This window comes from Paenibacillus endoradicis (assembly GCF_024721975.1).
Window position 1 is genome coordinate 91,277 of record NZ_JANQBB010000010.1, and the last position, 17,593, is coordinate 108,869.

General features: G+C 37.1%; 20 protein-coding genes. All 20 read left to right on the forward strand.

Going from position 1 to position 17,593, the window contains the following annotated elements; all coding sequences use genetic code 11:
- Window positions 1–31: 31 nt before the first annotated feature.
- The 20 genes from NV377_RS24450 (at window position 32) to pseB (ending at window position 17,591) form a co-directional block, all read left to right on the forward strand.
- Window positions 32–1,180 (forward strand): sensor histidine kinase, encoded by a 1,149-nt coding sequence (locus NV377_RS24450; protein WP_258203447.1) that lies wholly within the window; start codon window positions 32–34, stop codon window positions 1,178–1,180.
- A 15-nt stretch (window positions 1,181–1,195) separates the two neighbouring features.
- Window positions 1,196–1,927: a response regulator gene (locus NV377_RS24455; RefSeq protein WP_258203448.1), complete on the forward strand. Its 732-nt coding sequence runs from the start codon at window positions 1,196–1,198 to the stop codon at window positions 1,925–1,927.
- Window positions 1,928–2,087: 160 nt separating this feature from the next.
- On the forward strand, window positions 2,088–2,453 hold the full coding sequence (locus NV377_RS24460) for a hypothetical protein (protein ID WP_258203449.1): 366 nt from the start codon (window positions 2,088–2,090) through the stop codon (window positions 2,451–2,453).
- Window positions 2,454–2,731: 278 nt separating this feature from the next.
- Window positions 2,732–4,738: an ATP-dependent helicase ComFA gene (locus tag NV377_RS24465; protein ID WP_258203450.1), complete on the forward strand. Its 2,007-nt coding sequence runs from the start codon at window positions 2,732–2,734 to the stop codon at window positions 4,736–4,738.
- 41 nt (window positions 4,739–4,779) lie between these two features.
- Window positions 4,780–5,634, forward strand: coding sequence for a ComFC family protein (locus NV377_RS24470; RefSeq protein ID WP_258203451.1), 855 nt, complete (start codon window positions 4,780–4,782; stop codon window positions 5,632–5,634).
- A gap of 110 nt (window positions 5,635–5,744) precedes the next feature.
- Window positions 5,745–6,167 (forward strand): flagellar protein, encoded by a 423-nt coding sequence (locus NV377_RS24475; RefSeq protein WP_258203452.1) that lies wholly within the window; start codon window positions 5,745–5,747, stop codon window positions 6,165–6,167.
- 281 nt (window positions 6,168–6,448) lie between these two features.
- Window positions 6,449–6,712, forward strand: a complete 264-nt coding sequence (flgM, locus tag NV377_RS24480; protein ID WP_258203453.1) for a flagellar biosynthesis anti-sigma factor FlgM — start codon at window positions 6,449–6,451, stop codon at window positions 6,710–6,712.
- Window positions 6,713–6,736: 24 nt separating this feature from the next.
- Entirely contained in the window at window positions 6,737–7,249 is a 513-nt protein-coding gene (locus tag NV377_RS24485) for a flagellar protein FlgN (RefSeq protein ID WP_258203454.1), read from the forward strand.
- A 25-nt stretch (window positions 7,250–7,274) separates the two neighbouring features.
- Window positions 7,275–8,864, forward strand: coding sequence for a flagellar hook-associated protein FlgK (gene flgK, locus NV377_RS24490; RefSeq protein WP_258203455.1), 1,590 nt, complete (start codon window positions 7,275–7,277; stop codon window positions 8,862–8,864).
- A gap of 93 nt (window positions 8,865–8,957) precedes the next feature.
- Entirely contained in the window at window positions 8,958–9,854 is an 897-nt protein-coding gene (gene flgL, locus NV377_RS24495; RefSeq protein ID WP_258203456.1) for a flagellar hook-associated protein FlgL, read from the forward strand.
- A gap of 23 nt (window positions 9,855–9,877) precedes the next feature.
- Window positions 9,878–10,330, forward strand: a complete 453-nt coding sequence (gene fliW / locus NV377_RS24500) for a flagellar assembly protein FliW (RefSeq protein ID WP_258203457.1) — start codon at window positions 9,878–9,880, stop codon at window positions 10,328–10,330.
- Complete coding sequence (gene csrA / locus NV377_RS24505) at window positions 10,324–10,575, forward strand: carbon storage regulator CsrA (RefSeq protein ID WP_258203458.1); 252 nt, start codon at window positions 10,324–10,326, stop codon at window positions 10,573–10,575. The genes fliW and csrA overlap by 7 nt, the downstream gene beginning before the upstream one ends.
- 12 nt (window positions 10,576–10,587) lie before the next feature.
- Window positions 10,588–10,977: a flagellar protein FlaG gene (locus NV377_RS24510; RefSeq protein ID WP_258203459.1), complete on the forward strand. Its 390-nt coding sequence runs from the start codon at window positions 10,588–10,590 to the stop codon at window positions 10,975–10,977.
- A 95-nt stretch (window positions 10,978–11,072) separates the two neighbouring features.
- Window positions 11,073–12,464, forward strand: a complete 1,392-nt coding sequence (gene fliD / locus NV377_RS24515) for a flagellar filament capping protein FliD (protein WP_258203460.1) — start codon at window positions 11,073–11,075, stop codon at window positions 12,462–12,464.
- Window positions 12,465–12,496: 32 nt separating this feature from the next.
- Window positions 12,497–12,889 (forward strand): flagellar export chaperone FliS, encoded by a 393-nt coding sequence (fliS, locus tag NV377_RS24520; protein WP_258203461.1) that lies wholly within the window; start codon window positions 12,497–12,499, stop codon window positions 12,887–12,889.
- Window positions 12,882–13,280 carry a MerR family transcriptional regulator gene (locus NV377_RS24525; protein WP_258203462.1) on the forward strand — a complete coding sequence of 133 codons (399 nt, stop codon included), beginning with the start codon at window positions 12,882–12,884 and terminating at the stop codon, window positions 13,278–13,280. Before fliS ends, NV377_RS24525 begins: the two co-directional genes overlap by 8 nt.
- A gap of 107 nt (window positions 13,281–13,387) precedes the next feature.
- Window positions 13,388–14,197: a flagellin N-terminal helical domain-containing protein gene (locus NV377_RS24530; RefSeq protein ID WP_258203463.1), complete on the forward strand. Its 810-nt coding sequence runs from the start codon at window positions 13,388–13,390 to the stop codon at window positions 14,195–14,197.
- Window positions 14,198–14,332: 135 nt separating this feature from the next.
- Entirely contained in the window at window positions 14,333–14,716 is a 384-nt protein-coding gene (locus NV377_RS24535; protein WP_258203464.1) for a DUF8042 domain-containing protein, read from the forward strand.
- On the forward strand, window positions 14,717–16,639 hold the full coding sequence (locus tag NV377_RS24540) for a motility associated factor glycosyltransferase family protein (protein WP_258203465.1): 1,923 nt from the start codon (window positions 14,717–14,719) through the stop codon (window positions 16,637–16,639).
- The gene (pseB, locus tag NV377_RS24545; RefSeq protein ID WP_258203466.1) at window positions 16,614–17,591 is read left to right on the forward strand and encodes a UDP-N-acetylglucosamine 4,6-dehydratase (inverting); all 978 of its coding nucleotides are present in this window, start codon (window positions 16,614–16,616) and stop codon (window positions 17,589–17,591) included. Before NV377_RS24540 ends, pseB begins: the two co-directional genes overlap by 26 nt.
- The last annotated feature ends 2 nt before the right edge of the window (window positions 17,592–17,593 follow it).

Genomic DNA, 17,593 nt, shown 5'->3' on the forward strand with positions numbered 1-17,593 from the left:
GCAATAAATGTAAAAGGAGTGCCTGGATACGGTGGATCACCTCTCAGTCGATATTAATCGAATATTTTCTAATGCTATTCAAGTTATGGAGACTAGCAAATATCAAATCTATGAGGTGTGTGAATCAGCTCGAGACGAGCTACGCGCTTTGGAGAAAGAACTTGAACAAGTGCTGCAGCAAACGGTTCAGGTGATTGAGGAGGTTGACAAGCTAGAGCTTGAATACCGATATGCCAGAATTCGTTTAACAGAGGTAAGCCGTGAATTCAATCGCTATGGTGAGCAAGATATTAAGCGAGCCTATGAGAAGGCAACATTGACACAGTTACAGCTAGCTACACTACGTGAACAAGAAAAACATCTTAAGCTTCGTAGAGATGATCTTCAAATTCGAGTTCGAAATGTCGAAAAAAATATTGAACGGGCAGAAACTATAGCATCTCAGATGCATGTTGTGCTCGACTATTTGTCAGGTGATATGGATCACGTGACTCGCATACTAGAATCTGCGAAAAATCGTCAATTGTTAGGATTGAAAATTATTTTGGCGCAAGAAGATGAGCGTAAACGAATTGCTAGGGAGATACATGATGGACCAGCGCAGTCGTTAGCGAATATTGTACTTCGCACTGAAATAGCAGAACGAATGTTAATGAAGGAAGAATATCCTCTCGTACAAACTGAATTAACAGACTTAAAGGGGCAAGTTAGAACAGGCATAGAAGAAATTAGGAAAATTATTTTTAATCTTCGTCCAATGGCGCTAGATGATCTAGGCTTGATTCCGACATTAAGGAAGCTCACTCAAGATTTCGAAGAAAAATCTAAAATCCATACGATTTTCGAAGTGTTTGGCAAAGAGTTACGTCTTAATTCTTCGATGGAAGCTGCGATCTACCGACTTGTGCAAGAAGCGTTATCGAATGTGATGAAGCATGCAGAAGCAACGAGAGTATCGGTAGGTCTTGTCTTTCAGCAGGATAATCTGCGGTTAAGCATGAAGGATAACGGAAAAGGGTTTCGTAATAATCCTAATCTTAACTCTGCAGATGATAGAACGCACTATGGATTAATTGGAATGTATGAGCGCGTAGAACTTATTGAAGGCACAATTGATATTCAATCGGAGGTAGGTAGGGGAACAGAAATTAATATAGTAATACCTCTCACAACGACCTAAGAAAGGGGAAAATTTATGATAAGTAAGCTAGATAACAGCCCATCTGATCCTGCAAAGATTAAAATATTGTTAGCAGATGATCATCAATTATTTCGTGAAGGTTTAAAACGTATACTTAATATGGAAGACGACATCGAAGTAATCGGAGAATGCGGAGATGGCATACAAGTTTTAGAGTTTTGCAATCATATATTACCTGACATCGTACTGATGGATATTAATATGCCGATCGAGACAGGGGTAGTTACAACTGAACGGTTAAAGGACTTATTTCCAGATGTAAAGGTCATAATATTATCTATTCATGATGACGAAAGTTATGTGTTTGAGTCATTGCGAAAAGGTGCAACTGGCTATTTGCTGAAAGACATGGGAGCAGAGGCTTTAGTCAATGCGATTCGTTCTGTTTCGCAAGGTTATTCCTATATCCATCCTAAAGTAACGGGTAAACTAATTAATCAATTGCGTCGTATGACATATTTAGATGAAATAGGTGTGTCTGCGAATCAAACGATCGATATTGGAGCGACATATATTCCGTTAGAGGAAAGTCCTCTTACACGTCGAGAAGCAGAAGTATTGCGCCTAATGGCTGAAGGTAAGAGCAATAAGATGATTGGTGAGCATTTGTTCATTAGTGAAAAAACAGTGAAAAATCACGTTAGTAGTATATTGCAAAAAATGGAAGTTGATGATCGTACACAAGCAGTTATTAACTCCATTAAATTCGGTTGGGTTACACTCTAATATTACAACTATATTTCATATTGTAAACGATGGTTATGTTATATCTTATTGATGAATAAGATACGACATAACCATTTTTTTGTATTTGTAAAGAGTAGGATATTATAGGTGACCGCTTAACGTCATTCTGCATACAATGTGCAAAGAGGGGGTATCAACCATGATTAAACTTCTGCTTTTTGTTATTGGATGCTACATTATCGCTGCTGCTGTCGTCCATATTTATTATTACTTTTCGAGTCGCAAGCAATCTGCAAAACGGCATTATATATTATTAGATAACGAGCAACAGGATAGTATTGAATGGTATTATCGCTCCATAAAGCGTTTTTCAGTATGGATGGGTATCCCGATACAAGTAACGGTAATTAATACGGAGCCTGGTGGGGATTTGCGTCAGATGGTAGACCGCTGGAGTATAAAGCATAATGATATTGTATTGAATGATCGAGTTAGTGGCATATCTGATCACACAATAGTTATTGATCTTAGTAAACAAGATGACTTGTGTAAGTTGCCATTCTAGCCTATAATAATGACATAAATTGTAAGCGTGAAGCACACGAAATGGTCCGTCTAAGGACATTCGTGTGCTTTTTTGTTATTAGAGAAAGTTCAAAAAGCAGACTTATATAACGAAGTGATGCAAACAGGTTAATCGACATCGAAGTCGAAGAAAAATTGTGAAGTTCGGGATCATGTACCACTACGTACATTGGAGTGTCCTCCTTCTACAAGTAGTACTCCGTCTTCTCGACTTTCGAAGGCCCGGTTTTTAATATGAACTATAAGGAGGCAATGTCATTGTATGCAAAACTAATGTTATGGGCGGGAGTAGAAGAGTATAAATTATTACTACTTCCTTATGAAAAACGCAATCAGTTCCGGGTAGAGGATTGGATATGTTATATGGAAAAAGGGTGTATCTATACCGTAATGGCACAGCCAATTGCTCTTGCGTATGGTGAGTATGTAGTTAGAGAATGGATGTCCAGTAGGAGGACCTATAATAGCTTACATTTGGCGAAAAAAGCAGTAAATCGAATGTTGAAATATGAGTTGAATGTGTGTTGGACGGACGGAGTAGTTGAGGCAGGTATGTCACAATTATCTGCTAGTAATGGAAGTAGGCTAGCAGCATTACAATTAGCGTCCTTAATGAGAGGAAGACAACTGCTGTATTCAGAGCTGCAATCGTTAACCTCAGAGCAAGGACATATGGATGTACTACAAGATTGGCGTACAGCTCTGCAAAGATGCATCGTAGAGGGAAGTATCCAAGTAAGCAGTAGTGTGCAATTAGAACAGTTAGGCAATCGTCAAGCTCGGTATTGTTGCTTACGCTGTTATGAACGTCAACTAGAGCACGCTTCATCAATCTGTATCTACTGTGGGGAGGACTGCTTCTACTGCAAGGAATGTATCGTTATGGGGAGGAGTCGTACTTGTGGCTTACTGCTAATAGGTCGATATCAATCACCGTTACTTGGAGAAGAAGCAAAGTGTAACGCAGTTCATCCAAGCCGAATCGTACAGTTGGAGAGATATGATCTTAGTCCTGCACAGCAAAGAGCGACAAAAGCAGCACTTAGCTATATTTATACACAGAACAAGCGATATTTGCAGGAACAGGTCAGTCATAAAGTAAGAAGTAATAGCGAAAAGAAAGGTCTTAGTAGAAAAAGTAGCATTCGAATAAGAGATAGAGAACAACATCACGATAGCAACGTTCATAATGCGGTAGCCTTTGTGAAACGAGTAGACAATATACTAGGTAATAAACTACAACAGTTTCAAACGTGGCGACAACGCTACAATAGAAACTTTCTAATATGGGCAGTGACAGGAGCAGGTAAGACAGAAATGATCTTTCCGCTTATTGAATATGTTACAAAACAAGGGGGTAAAGTGCTACTAGCTACACCGAGGAGAGATGTTGTACTAGAGTTAGATCCGCGTTTGCGGAAAGCCTTTCCTGAGCTAACGATTGTAACACTCTACGGTGGAAGTTCGCAGCGCTGGCAGGAAGGACAACTTGTACTAGCTACTACGCATCAGTTAATGCGATTCCAACAAGCCTTTGAACTTGTCATTATCGATGAGTTAGATGCTTTTCCATATCACGGAGATCCACGGCTATACCGTGTAGCAACACAATGTAGCAAATTAGGAGGGATAAGAATATTGCTATCCGCAACGCCGCCTAGGCAGTTACAACAAGCGATGAATGCGAGGTTACTTAGTTATGTATTGCTTCCAGTAAGATACCATCGTCACCCACTCCCCGTTCCTACCATGCTAACGATACCTTCAATCGCCGAACAGCTGCGAAAATCTAACATTCCAACTATTTTGCTTACAGCTATGAAACAATCTATTGAAAGAGGAGCACAGCTCTTTGTATTTGTACAACGTATTGCAGAAGCAGAACCTTATGTAGCGCTGTTACAACGTTATTTTCAAGATGTAGTTATTGGTGCAACGTCTTCTAAAGATGATCGACGGACAGAGAAGGTATCTACTTTCAGACAACGTCATATAAGAATATTGGTCACAACAACAATATTAGAAAGAGGTGTCACCATCCCGCAAAGTGATGTCTATATTTGCGATGCGGATGGATCATTATTTGATGAATCGTCGCTTGTGCAAATGGCTGGGCGTGCAGGAAGATCAGCAGATGATCCAAAAGGGAAAGTATATTTTGCTGCCAAACATAGAAATGAAGCACAATTACGTGCGGTGAAGCAAATTGTAAGAATGAATAATCAGGCAAGGAAGGAGAGGTACTTATTAGAACAATATTGGTAGCTTGCTTTGTATAAAGTTGAAAAAATAAAAGGAGGAGGAGCATGATGAAATCTGCAAACAATAAGTGGTTGTGGTGGTTAGTGGCAAGAAACAAATGTTGTATACGATGTCAAAAAGGAATAACTCATCATAAAAATGAGCGAAGTAATCATAATGTATGGATTGAACGTAGATTATATGCCCTGCTTTGCTCAGCGTGTATGACCAAAATTCCATGGATTACTACGGTACAATGTCTGAGATGTGGACGAGCTCAAGTTTGCCAAGATTGTCACTATCGTAAGACGAGATCATTACGTTATAATCGCAGTGCGGTTAGATATACAGATGAGATGAAACAGTGGCTTAGCACATATAAATTTCAAGGAGATGCGCGATATAGGGAACTTCTCACGTACATGTTGTCTCATGTTTATGATCAAGTAACTCTACAATTAGTAAGAGATCAAGGGTTGTATGAACATTGGCAGCAGTCGCATCTAACTATTCGTATATATGCTAAGCGATATAAGCTTTGGCAAGTTGTCACTTCGGTGCCGATTAGTGAAGAAAGGATATTGGAGCGGGGCTTCAATCAAGCACAGCAGTTAGCGCTAGGTGTTGCTGAGTATGGTGAACTTCCATATATAGAGTTATTACGTCGTGATAGAGATAGTGTGAAGTTAAGCTCAAAGAACAAGAGGGAGCGGGAAAACAGTGTTCAACAATTATATGCTAGTGAAGCTTCATATTGGTTACCGCTTATGCGAGTGTGGAAGACCGCACCACTTATCAATATTTTACTCGTAGATGATGTATATACTACTGGGAGTACAATAGAAGCTTGCTCCTCAGCAATCATAAGTCATGCACCTAGTCCGATAGCTATTTATAGTCTCACATGGGCAAGAGCGTAATAGCGCAAAAATAAAATTATTTTAATTTAATATAGTACTAATGAAATTACCCGAAAATTACGATACAGTATAGTATAAGGTGAAGTGGTATAAAAGGAGTTGAGTAGAAGATGAATATTGCCAATTGTCCTCGTTGCGGTAAAATATTTGCAAAAGGTTTCAAGGATGTATGTCCTGCTTGCGTACGAGATATTGATAAAGAATATGAGTTATGTTCTACGTATTTGCGTGAACATAGAGGTGCGTCTATTACAGAACTATCTGATGAGACAGGTGTTACGATTAGGCAGATTACTAAATTCGTACGAGAAGGTAGAATTTCAACAATGGATGCTCCGAATCTAACGTATCCATGTGAATCATGTGGGGTACTAATATCCCATAACCATTTGTGTGATAGCTGTCGAACGAGGTTAACAAATGCTTCGAAAAATTTGTTCCATGCAGAAAATATTGCGGAGAGCAACAAGCTTACTGATGAACAAGTTAAGAGTGCTTATAAAGGCATTAGCGCATATAAAGATCGCACTTAATATAGGCAGTTCAAAAAGCGGACTGTGATAACGATGATTGGCTTTGTAGTATATTCGACATCGAATATGAAGAGAACTTGGGAAGTCCGGTACTCGTGTACCAATTACGTACACTGGAGTGTCCTCCTTCCTCAAGTAGCGCTCCATCTTCTCGGTTCTGAAAATCCACTTTTTGAACATGTACTTAAATAGGATTTACTATTAATAATAAATACAAAGAAGCCGATAATACTACTAGTAGCTTATCGGCTTTTAGTTTTTAGAACAATGGGGTGAGTATAATGAAAATCAATGATATAAATCGTATTAATGGAATCAATAAAACATATCAAAACCAAGCAGATTTTCGTAAAGAGGATAGAAAATCTATGGCAAAAGATGAGGTTCAAATTTCACAGGCAGCACAAGAAATGTTAGAAACTAGTCGTGTAGAAAATAGTGAGCGTACTCAATACTTAGATGAATTAAAGCAAGCTGTGCAATCCGGAAACTATTTTGTAGAGTCTGGAAAAATAGCAGAAAAGTTATTGCCTTTCTTCAAATAGTATGGCGCTAGATATGGAGGAACAATGATGGAACAGTCAGCATTTCAACTTTTGATCAGTCATCTGAGACAGCTATTGCTAATCTATCGTGCCCTATTTACATTAGCAGATGAGAAAAAGAGAGCCATTATTGAAAATAATATTGAGCTCATTAATGCGCTTACCATGAAAGAGACGAAAGCGCTCAAGCCTGTCCCAGAACTTGAATCTTCGATTCGTGCTCAATTAACGAAGTTGCAAAGGGATCTAGGATTCCGTCCGAAGTTAAAGATGACATTATCCGAGATGAGCAAAATGCTAGTCATACCTGAAGAAAAACAAGAACTAGCAGATGTTCAGGTTGCAATAGCAGATATATCAACAAAGCTTAGTAAAGCCAATGAACTTAACCAACAATTAATTCAGCAGTCGTTAGAGTATGTGCATTTCTCACTAGATGTTCTATGTGGGCCTCCAGATGACGAGGTAACGTATAAGCGACCTACTGTGAACCCAGATGTGCAGAAACGAACAGGAATATATGACACAAGAGCGTAAAGTCGCTTAATGAAGGAGGACTATCATGGTATCATCTTTTCACGGTTTAGAGACGAGTAAGCGCGCGATATTAACTCAATCCGTTGCACTCAGTACAATAGGACATAATATTGCGAATGCATCAACGGAGGGTTATTCTCGTCAACGAGTTAATCTAATCAACGCGTCACCATTATCTGCACCTGGATTTAACCGTATATTCACACCAGGCCAGATTGGTTCAGGGGTAGAATATTCAAGTATTACACGCATACGTGACAGTTACTTAGATATGCAATACCGTCGTGAAAATCAAGAAAAAGGTTTGAATGGTATATATAATGCCACAATGGAAGCTATTCAGACGATTATTAATGAGCCATCCGATAACGGCGTCAGTGCGGTTATGGATAAGTTTTGGAATTCACTTGAAGTAATGAATCGTGATCCTAACCTACTAAGTGCACGCGTTGACTTTATCGGTAATGCGAAGAATATGGCGGATACATTTAATAAAATTGGAACTTCCTTGACGACACTCGAAGGTGATATTGCTGGCAATATTGATATTAAGCTAAATGAAGCGAACAATCTTATTGATGGCATCGCTCAATTGAATGAAACCATTCGTAAAATTGAAATGCTTGGTGATCATGCAAATGACTATCGCGATCAAAGAGATGTCCTTGTAGATAAACTATCGAAAATTGTAGATGTACAATATACAGAAGATGCAAATGGCATGGTGAATGTGTATAGTGGCGGTGTTCAAGTTGTTAATGGTCAAGTACCAACATCTTTATCGACTGCTGATGTTGCTAATATTACGAGTGGTGAAATTGCAGGCTACAAAAAATCACAAACGGATATTATACAAACACGTAACCAATTAGATGCGTTAGTTAATACACTGATAAATGGTAAAGTTCAAGTTACAATGCCTAACGGATATAAAACATCGACAGATATGATTGCTGATAACGATGTTACCGTGAAAGATGATAATGGTGTTGAAACAACTTACGTAGCAGGAACAACCATTCCAGCTGGATCGAAAATAACAACTAGTGCAAAGTTTACGGTAGATGGTTTCAACGGTGTTCATAGACTGGGCTACACATTGAACTCACCTGCTGAAACAGGATTAGACTTCTTCACGTTAAAGGATCCAACACTGCCATTCTCCATAGATAATATTCAAGTTAATCCTGAAATTCAGAAGGATACGAATAAAGTGGCCGCATCAGGCCAATATGAAATGAACGGCACGAATATGTCTACGATCAAAGGGAATAGTGATATTGCATTAGCATTAACAAGCTTACGTAATTTGAAGTTTGAGTTCCCGGCTGATATGACTTCACTGTCTACAGGTACAACAGACGACTATTTCCGCGCTTTTGTAAGTGATCTTGGAACACGTTCTAATATTGCGCTTACTAACTATAATACAAGTAGTGATTTGACAGATAATGTGGAAATTCGTAGACAGTCAACAAGTGGCGTGCAACTGGATGAAGAAATGACGGATATGCTTCGCTTCCAACATGCATACAATGCTGCTGCACGTAATATGACAGCGGTAGATGAGATGCTCGATCGAATTATTAATAGTATGGGTCTTGTAGGTAGATAATTTACAAAAAGGTTTAGTCTATACTTTTGAAGTTACTTTTTGTTTCAAAGAAGTATCGCAGGTTGTACAACAAAAAGTTTGAGGAGGTTAATTATGCGAGTTACTAGTATGATGCAAAATACGCAGTTGTTGCGTAATATTGGCCATAACAATACTAATATATTAAATTGGCAGAATAAGCTGTCTACTGGACAGAAAATTAGTAAGCCAAGTGATGATCCTGTTGGAATCGGTTATCAAATGCGTTATACGACTGAGCTTAGTCGTAATGAGCAATATCTTGCGAATGCAAATACGGGATATGGCTGGTTAAGTCAAACAGACTCTGTATTACAACAAGCAAATGACGTATTACAACGATTAAATACATTAGTAAATCAAGCTGCAACTGGTACAGTAGATGAAGAGATTCGCAAACAAATTTCTCTTGAAGTAAAACAACTAAGAGAACAGATGGTTACAATTGGTAACAGTACTTATGACGGAAGATACTTATTCAATGGTCAGAAGACAGATCAGGCACCATATTCATCTGATACTGCTGCTGCTGATACAACTGATGAAGGAATTTACTACCTTAATGTTAGCTCTTCGGTAAGTGTTGAAGTTAGTATTCCTGGAGAAACTGTGTTTGGAAAAGCAGGTGGAGATGCTTCAGAAAATATTTTTCAAATGTTTGACGATATTATTGGCTTCCTAGATGATAATAAGCAAACGGAATTATCAGGTAGCTTGTCTAATATTAGTGGTGCAATTGATCGGATATCACTAAATTTAGCTGAGGTAGGAGCCCGTACAAATCGCTTTGAATTAATCCAAAGTCGAATTGGAGATGAGAAAGTCAGCTTAACAACATTAAGATCAGGTGTTGCTGATGTAGATATGGCTGATGCGATTATTCAATTGCAGCTACAGCAAAATGTTCTGCAAGCTTCACTGTCAGTTGGGGCTAAAGTGATGCAGATGTCATTGCTAGATTATATTCGTTAGTAAGTAAAGGGAGTGCGATGTACATGGGTGAGAATACCATTTCGAATCAAGTCATAAAGAGTGACCTTTATGGTGAAATCATAGTTGAAGATCATCAAATCTTTCATTTTGCACAAGGTATTGTGGGCTTTTCTCATCTGAAGCAATTTGCATTATTGCCTTATGAAGATACAGAATTGTTTATTCTGCAGTCATTTAGTGAAGATATTAGCTTATTATTATTTCCTGCTGTATACAGCGGAAATAATATTAGCTTTCGTATAGATGAAGCAACTGTTGATCAATTAGGAGTTAAAGGTGAAGCGGAATTAGCTATTTTCTATGTATTAAGATTTATTGATAATAGTCCGTTCATTAATTTAAGAGCACCTATACTAATTGTATCCAATACGCAGAAAGGATGCCAATATGTTGTCCCGGATGAGTCACTAAGCATTCGTGCACCACTGGAATTAAAAGGTGACGATGTATGTTAGTGCTTAAGCGTAAAGTTGGAGAGGTTGTTCGGATTGCAAATGATATTGAGGTTCATATATTAGCAGTTGAGGGCGATATTATTAAGCTAGGATTTGAAGCACCAAAGCATATTCAAATTCTACGTTCTGAATTATATGATGAGATTAAAGCAGAAAATGAACAGTCAGTAATGTCTAACGATAGCAACACAAAAGAGATGCTTAAGAAGTTGAAATTTAGCAACTCAGATAAAAATAAAAATTAAGGAGGAATTACTGTGATTAGTTCAATCAATGGTATGGAAGGATCCTCAATTGATTGGAGTCAGTTAAACGCATTGAAGAAGCATCCTGCTTCAGAGAATCGGTTATCTGGCTCTTCCACACAAGCCGCACAAGCTACACAAGCAGCCAATGGAACAACATCTCAGTTATCACAACAAGACAAAGAAAAACTCTACAAGGAAGTAGAAAAAGTCAATGGGCAATTAGAGTTACAAAATCGCGCTTTACGTTTTAAGTTCAGTGATGAAGCAGAGCAATTCTACGTGGAGGTCATCGATTCACGTACAAATGAAGTTATTGATAGCATTCCAGGTAAGCATATGATTGAATTAGCTGCTAAGTTGAAAGATATGATTGGATTCTTTATTGACGAAAAGCTGTAAAAATTGGTTTTAATGTTACTTTTCTTTTGATGCAACGTCTCTCTTTTGAGGGAGGTTGCATCGAAAAACTAAACGAACAATAAGGAGTGGTTACAATGGGTATTAGTATTACCGGTTTATCATCAAATCTAGATACTGCACAAATGGTTAAAGATTTAATGGCTATTGAAAAAATTCCATATACCAATCTCACTACGAAAAAAACCAATCTGCAATCCGAGCAAACGATTTTCAGGACAATTAATACAAAATTGAATGCTTTAGAGACCGCAGCCAATGCGCTAAGATATAGCGGTGACTTTAACGTATATAAAGCATCAAGCTCTGATGCAACGATTCTTAAAGCAACAGCATCGACTAACGCAGCAACTGGTTCTTACAATATAAATGTTGATAAGCTAGCAACATCCGCTTCTGCGAGTATTAAAGGTATTAGTGGAGCAGGTTCAGATTGGGCGACTAGTCTTACAGGATTATCAATTGGTGGTAAAACGATAGATTTATCGGCTGCATTCGATGGTGTAACGTTAACGAATAACAAAGAAGCACTTACCGCATTAACTAATTATATTAATAAAAACAGTGGCACACTAAATGTTAAAGCTGAATTAGTGAAAACAGACGATTCCGATAATTATGCATTTTCTATAACATCTACAACGACTGGTAAACAAACTTCATTTGATATGAATGTATCTGGTGTGACAATTGATACGGCAAATAAAAAAGTTTCACTTGGGCAAAATGCAGAATTTACTATGAATGGTGTATCTGTTACGAGATCTTCTAATACATTTGATGACCTAATAAGTGGTGTTAGTGTTACACTAACTAAAAAAGGTGAAAGTACACTAGATGTTAAGCAAGATACGGCTAGCATTACTTCTAAAATTGATGCCTTTGTTACTGCATACAACGATTTATTAGTTTTAGTAAAGGATAACCTAGCGAAACCTACAACCGAAGGAAAAATGAATCCTTTGCAAGGAGATACTTTACTGAAGAGCATTAGCAGTCAAATGTATAATATGTTTACAGCTACAGTTAACTCTAACAGTAGCTTGAAGTCTATGGCTGATATCGGTCTGACGATTGATAAAGGTATAACAACCGCATCTGGTATGACTGGGAAAATTACGTTTGATAAAGAAAAGTTTGCTACTGCACTTGAATCAAATTCATCTGAAGTTTCTAAGTTATTCTCTAATGGCGATGAAGCTAACAAAGGTATTGCACTCAATATTGCCAACACAATTCGTAGTAATTATACATCGACGGTAACAGGTATTCTCAATGTTAAAATAACTGGTTACGATTCAGAAATTAAAATGGTAGATGACCGTCTTTCTGCGATGGATACTAAACTTGAAATGAGAGAGGCTAGGATTAAGTTGCAATTTAGTAATATGGAAACAATGCTTTCTTCATTGAAAAATGAACAAAATTGGCTTACGTCTCAATTTGAAGCATTAACAAAGTCTAAATAGTAATTTATTAAGAATAGGGGATGAAGGGTATAATGATCTCGAACTTTAACGGATATCAAGCCTACCAAAAAAACAAATATGAGACAGCTTCTCCTCACCGATTAATTACAATGCTCTATGATGGTGTGATTCGCTTTGCTAATCAAGCTATCAGTCAAATAGAAAGTAATAATATTGAAGGAACAAACCAAGCGGTAAAACGCATGCAGGATATTGTGTACGAGTTAATTGCTTGCCTTAATTTTAATGAAGGCAAAGACATTGCGGTGCAACTGAATTCACTCTATATGTATGTAATTGATCTTTCTATTCGTAGCAATATAGAAAAAAACGTAGAACCATTACAACAGGCAATTGCAATTATTATCGATATTAAAGCTTCCTGGGAACAAATTGGTAAGGAAGTGACAATGAATAATGGGTAGTATAAGTGAGAAACTATTACAAAGCTATTGCGAGCTAGTTGCCCTTCTCCAAGAGCAACTTAGCATTGCCAAGATGGAGCGATTTGATGATCAACTCGATCAAATTAACCAGTTAGAATTGCAAAAGCTACCTCATACGGCAACTATTAATGTGATTAGAGCGGATTCCTCCGACTACGATACCATTACGCAGAGTCATTTAACGGAGTTAACTAACTATATTGAAGAGCTTCAACGATTGAATCAGCAATTACAAGATATTATAAATAGCTGGTATAGTGACAATTCTATTTCAATGAAGCAAGTTTCCTCGCACCGCCGTACACTTCAATCCTATGGTGGCGTCAATTATAGTGATGTAATCTCGTATTTTATTGATGACAAAAAATAATTTTATTTATTTCTGAAAATCTATTAACTATTAGTAGATTTGATCCGATAATACTATTGTGACCACAAGGATGTGGCACTAAAAACCTATCATGGAGGATGATAATTATGTTTATTAACACTAACGTAGGTGCTCTAAACGCGCACCGTAACCTTACTGCAAACAACACAGCAATGAACAAAACGATGGAAAAACTTTCTTCTGGATACCGCATCAACCGTGCAGCTGATGATGCTGCTGGTCTTGCAATCTCTGAAAAAATGCGTTTCCAAATCAATGGTTTGAACCAAGCACAACGTAACGCTCAAGATGGTATCTCTTTGATCCAAACTGCTGAGGGTGCGCTTACTGAGGTTCATTCTATGCTACAACGTATCAATACACTTGCTAACCAAGCAGTAAACGGTACGTACCAAGATACTGATCGTGAACAAATTCAACTAGAAGTTGATGAGTTGGTAAAAGAGATTGATAACATTGCAAGTAAAACAACTTTCAATGGTACTAATCTTCTAAATGCTGCTGGTACTGTAAACTTCCAAATCGGTAGTGAGTCTGGCGATACTATTTCTGTATCACTTGCAGATATGGCTACTGCCGCTCTAGGTGTTGATGCTGTAGATGTTGGTACTTCAGCAGGTGCAGCAGCAGCAATTACTTCTGTTAAAGCAGCAATTAGTACTGTATCTAACCAACGTGCAACATTCGGTGCTGTTCAAAACCGTCTTGAGCACACAATTAACAACCTTGGCGTAAACGCTGAGAACCTTTCTGCTGCACAATCTCGTATTCGTGACGCTGATATGGCTTCTGAAATGACTTCATTCACTAAAAATCAAATCCTAGTTCAAGCTGGTACTTCTATGCTTGCACAAGCTAACTCTGTACCACAAAACGTTCTTAAACTTCTTGGATAATATTAATTAATTATATTAATCGAGAAAAAGTAAAGGCTGCCCTCGGGTAGCCTTTATTTGTTCATTCATAATTTAGCTTTTAAAACCGATATATATAGTATAATTATTGAAAATAGAGACTCTAATAGAGGTGTTATGATGAGAATAGAACGAGAAATATTAATTGATATTGTTAATGATATAGAAGTATATATACCAAAATTAATTGCCGCTTGTAATTCCGTGTCTGAGCTGTTCTATGAAGAAGTGAATGATTCGGTATGGGGTATATTTGAGCAAGTATTATCCGGATACGAAGACTTATATAAAACGCTACAAATGACGGTAGAGGATGCAAAAGAGCATGACGAACATTGGGCTCTACCGCTACAAGAGCTTATTGATCAAATCCCTCAACATTTTGTAATATTAAGTCAGGAAATGAATGCTCAAAACTATGTAGCAATCGGAGATATCATTAAGTATGAGTGGGTCGCATTACTAGGTGATATATTGAACACTATCAAGGAGAAAGAGTAAATGAGTAGTGTTTTAGAGACAAATCTAAATGCACTTCGAAGTTATCGTGAAGATCTCTATGAAAAAATAATTACTTATATGAAAACATATTCAGAAACAAATTGTACAATCCAGCAGGCTGCAAATGGTACTCCTAACTTACTTGTTCATACCGAAGGACAACCATTAATATATGCATATAGCAAATACAATCCCGAGCACGAATGCGAGCGATGGGCTGAGGCAATATATACTGAGGATGTAGCTGTAGGTGATGTCATTATGTATGGTTTAGGCTTAACCCATCATTTAGCATCATATATTACGAAATACCCGAATCATCAAATATACTTGTATGAACCACGTATGGATATATTCATTGAAAGTTTGAAGATCATTTCATTAGAAGGCTTACTAGCTAGTCCCAATATACGGTATCTTGCCGTTGGAGAATCTGATGAGGAATTAGCACAGCTATTCTATTGGTATCATACGTATGCAGTGTTGAAGAAGGAAGTAGTAGCCGTTCCTTTTTATTTGAAATGGGATCGGGATAAATATATGAATTTCCAAAAGCAAATGGAAAAGTATTTACTCAATTACGTATCCTTTCAACAATATAATAAACATGTTGGGAAATTACAACATCGTAATATTTTGAGGAATATACCTGAAGTGTTACGTACACCTTCATTAATTCATTATAAAGATAAATGGCTAGGTAAAACGGCTATTATTGTTGGTGGTGGTCCCTCATTGGAAAGGGATATTGAATTATTAAAGCAGTTAGAAAATCAATATATTATCATCGCAGCAGGAACAAGTATACAAACATTATTGAAACATGGAGTTAAGCCTCATCTAACGATATCTATGGATGCTAATATTTATAATTATAATGCGTTCTCGAATATTGATATGTTGGATTTACCTTTATTATTTATTCCGACTATCGAAAGTCGAATTGTTGAAAAACAAGGATACATTCGTATCCATGCCTTTTTTAATCATAATGATGAATATATACATTTGCTTAATCTTAATGAGAATAGCGATCCTATCTTCATTGGTACGCATTCAGTGACTGGTACGGCAATACAAGCAGCTATTTATATGGGCGTACAAAAGATTATCTTTACCGGTCAAGACTTATCATATCCAAATATGAAATTATATTCATCAGGAGCTTCACATTTAGACGAACATAATGTTGAAAAGCATAAACGAAATATGACGGAAAGAGTTTATAATGTAAGTGGAGGACAAAATGTCACTACTCTAAAAATGAAAATTACATTAATGGATATAGAAGAGTTAATTAGCAAATACAAGGACGTTACCTTTATAAATTGCTCACAAGAAGGAGCATTAATTTCCGGAGCGGAATATAGACGGTTACAGGAATTAGATCATCCTAGCGAACAATATTCACGAGACGATTTCATTGATGATTATGTTCAAAATAAAGAATTATATGATAATGAGCTTATGAAAAGAGCTTTAAATAAATTAATGAATCAAAAAGAGTGGTTAAGTAATGTAATTCTTAAGAGTAGTAAAGTGAATCAATTATTAAGTGAACTTGCAATGCTAAGTCGTAGTAAACCGAATAAATGTATGAATTCAATTGCACAAATTGAAAAATTATGGGGAAGTATTGCTCTACATTCAAATTTTGCTTTGCTTATTGAGCCTTTAATCAAGCCTGAACTAGTCAATTTTGATAAGGTAGTACCATATATTCAAAAAGAACAGCGAATTATCGCAAAAGCTAAGCTTCTGAGCGAGGCACTATCTCCACTAATAACTGAGATGAATAAGCAAATTCCGGAAAATATAGGCGAAATAGAAAAAAGTTTAGAAACTATTTCAAAAAATAAGGATTATGGTGTCTTATATAACGGAGAAGGTGAGTGTAATGATAGAGAGCGCATTGAAAGATAAAGTTGTACTTGTTACTGGTGGCACTGGATCATTCGGAAAGAAATTTATAAGTAAAGCACTAATGTTAGATGCCAAAAAAATAATTGTGTTTAGTCGTGATGAGCTAAAGCAATATGAGATGAGAAAAGAATTCGGTGAGAATAGCCGACTACGCTATTTCATTGGTGATGTACGTGATAAGGAACGCTTGTATCGTGCTTTTGAAGGGGTAGATATTGTTATTCACGCTGCAGCTATGAAGCATGTAGATGCGTGTGAGTATAATCCGTTTGAAGCAGTTAAAACGAATATAAACGGCGCTCAAAATGTTATTGAAGCCGCTATTGACCGTGGTGTGGAAAAAGTTATTGCTCTATCAACAGATAAGGCAGCAGCACCAGTCAATCTTTACGGAGCTACCAAATTAGCTTCAGACAAATTGTTTATTGCTGCAAATTCTTATGTTGGTGAAAAAAACACTAAATTTTCAGTTGTTCGCTACGGTAACGTTGTAGGGAGCCGTGGTAGTGTAGTTCCGTTTTTTCAACAGATTAAGCATACTGGCGTTTTACCGGTAACAGATGAGCGTATGACACGTTTCTGGATTACTTTAGAACAAGGCGTTCAATTTGTTATTGATAATCTAAATCGCATGCGTGGTGGCGAATTATTTGTACCCAAAATTGCGAGTATGAAAATTATAGATTTAGCAAAAGCGATTGGACCAGAGTGTAAGATTGAAATTGTTGGTATTCGCCCAGGTGAAAAATTGCATGAGACGATGATAACAATCGATGATTCACGTCATACGATCGAATATAATGATTACTATGTTATAGCCCCAGAATTTAATTGGTGGACTACTGAGAAGATTGAAGGGAAAGCTCTGCCAGATGGATTCGAATATAATAGTGCAATTAATGATAGATGGTTGACAGTGGAGGATTTAAGAGAAATCGTTAAGGAGAATTAGAT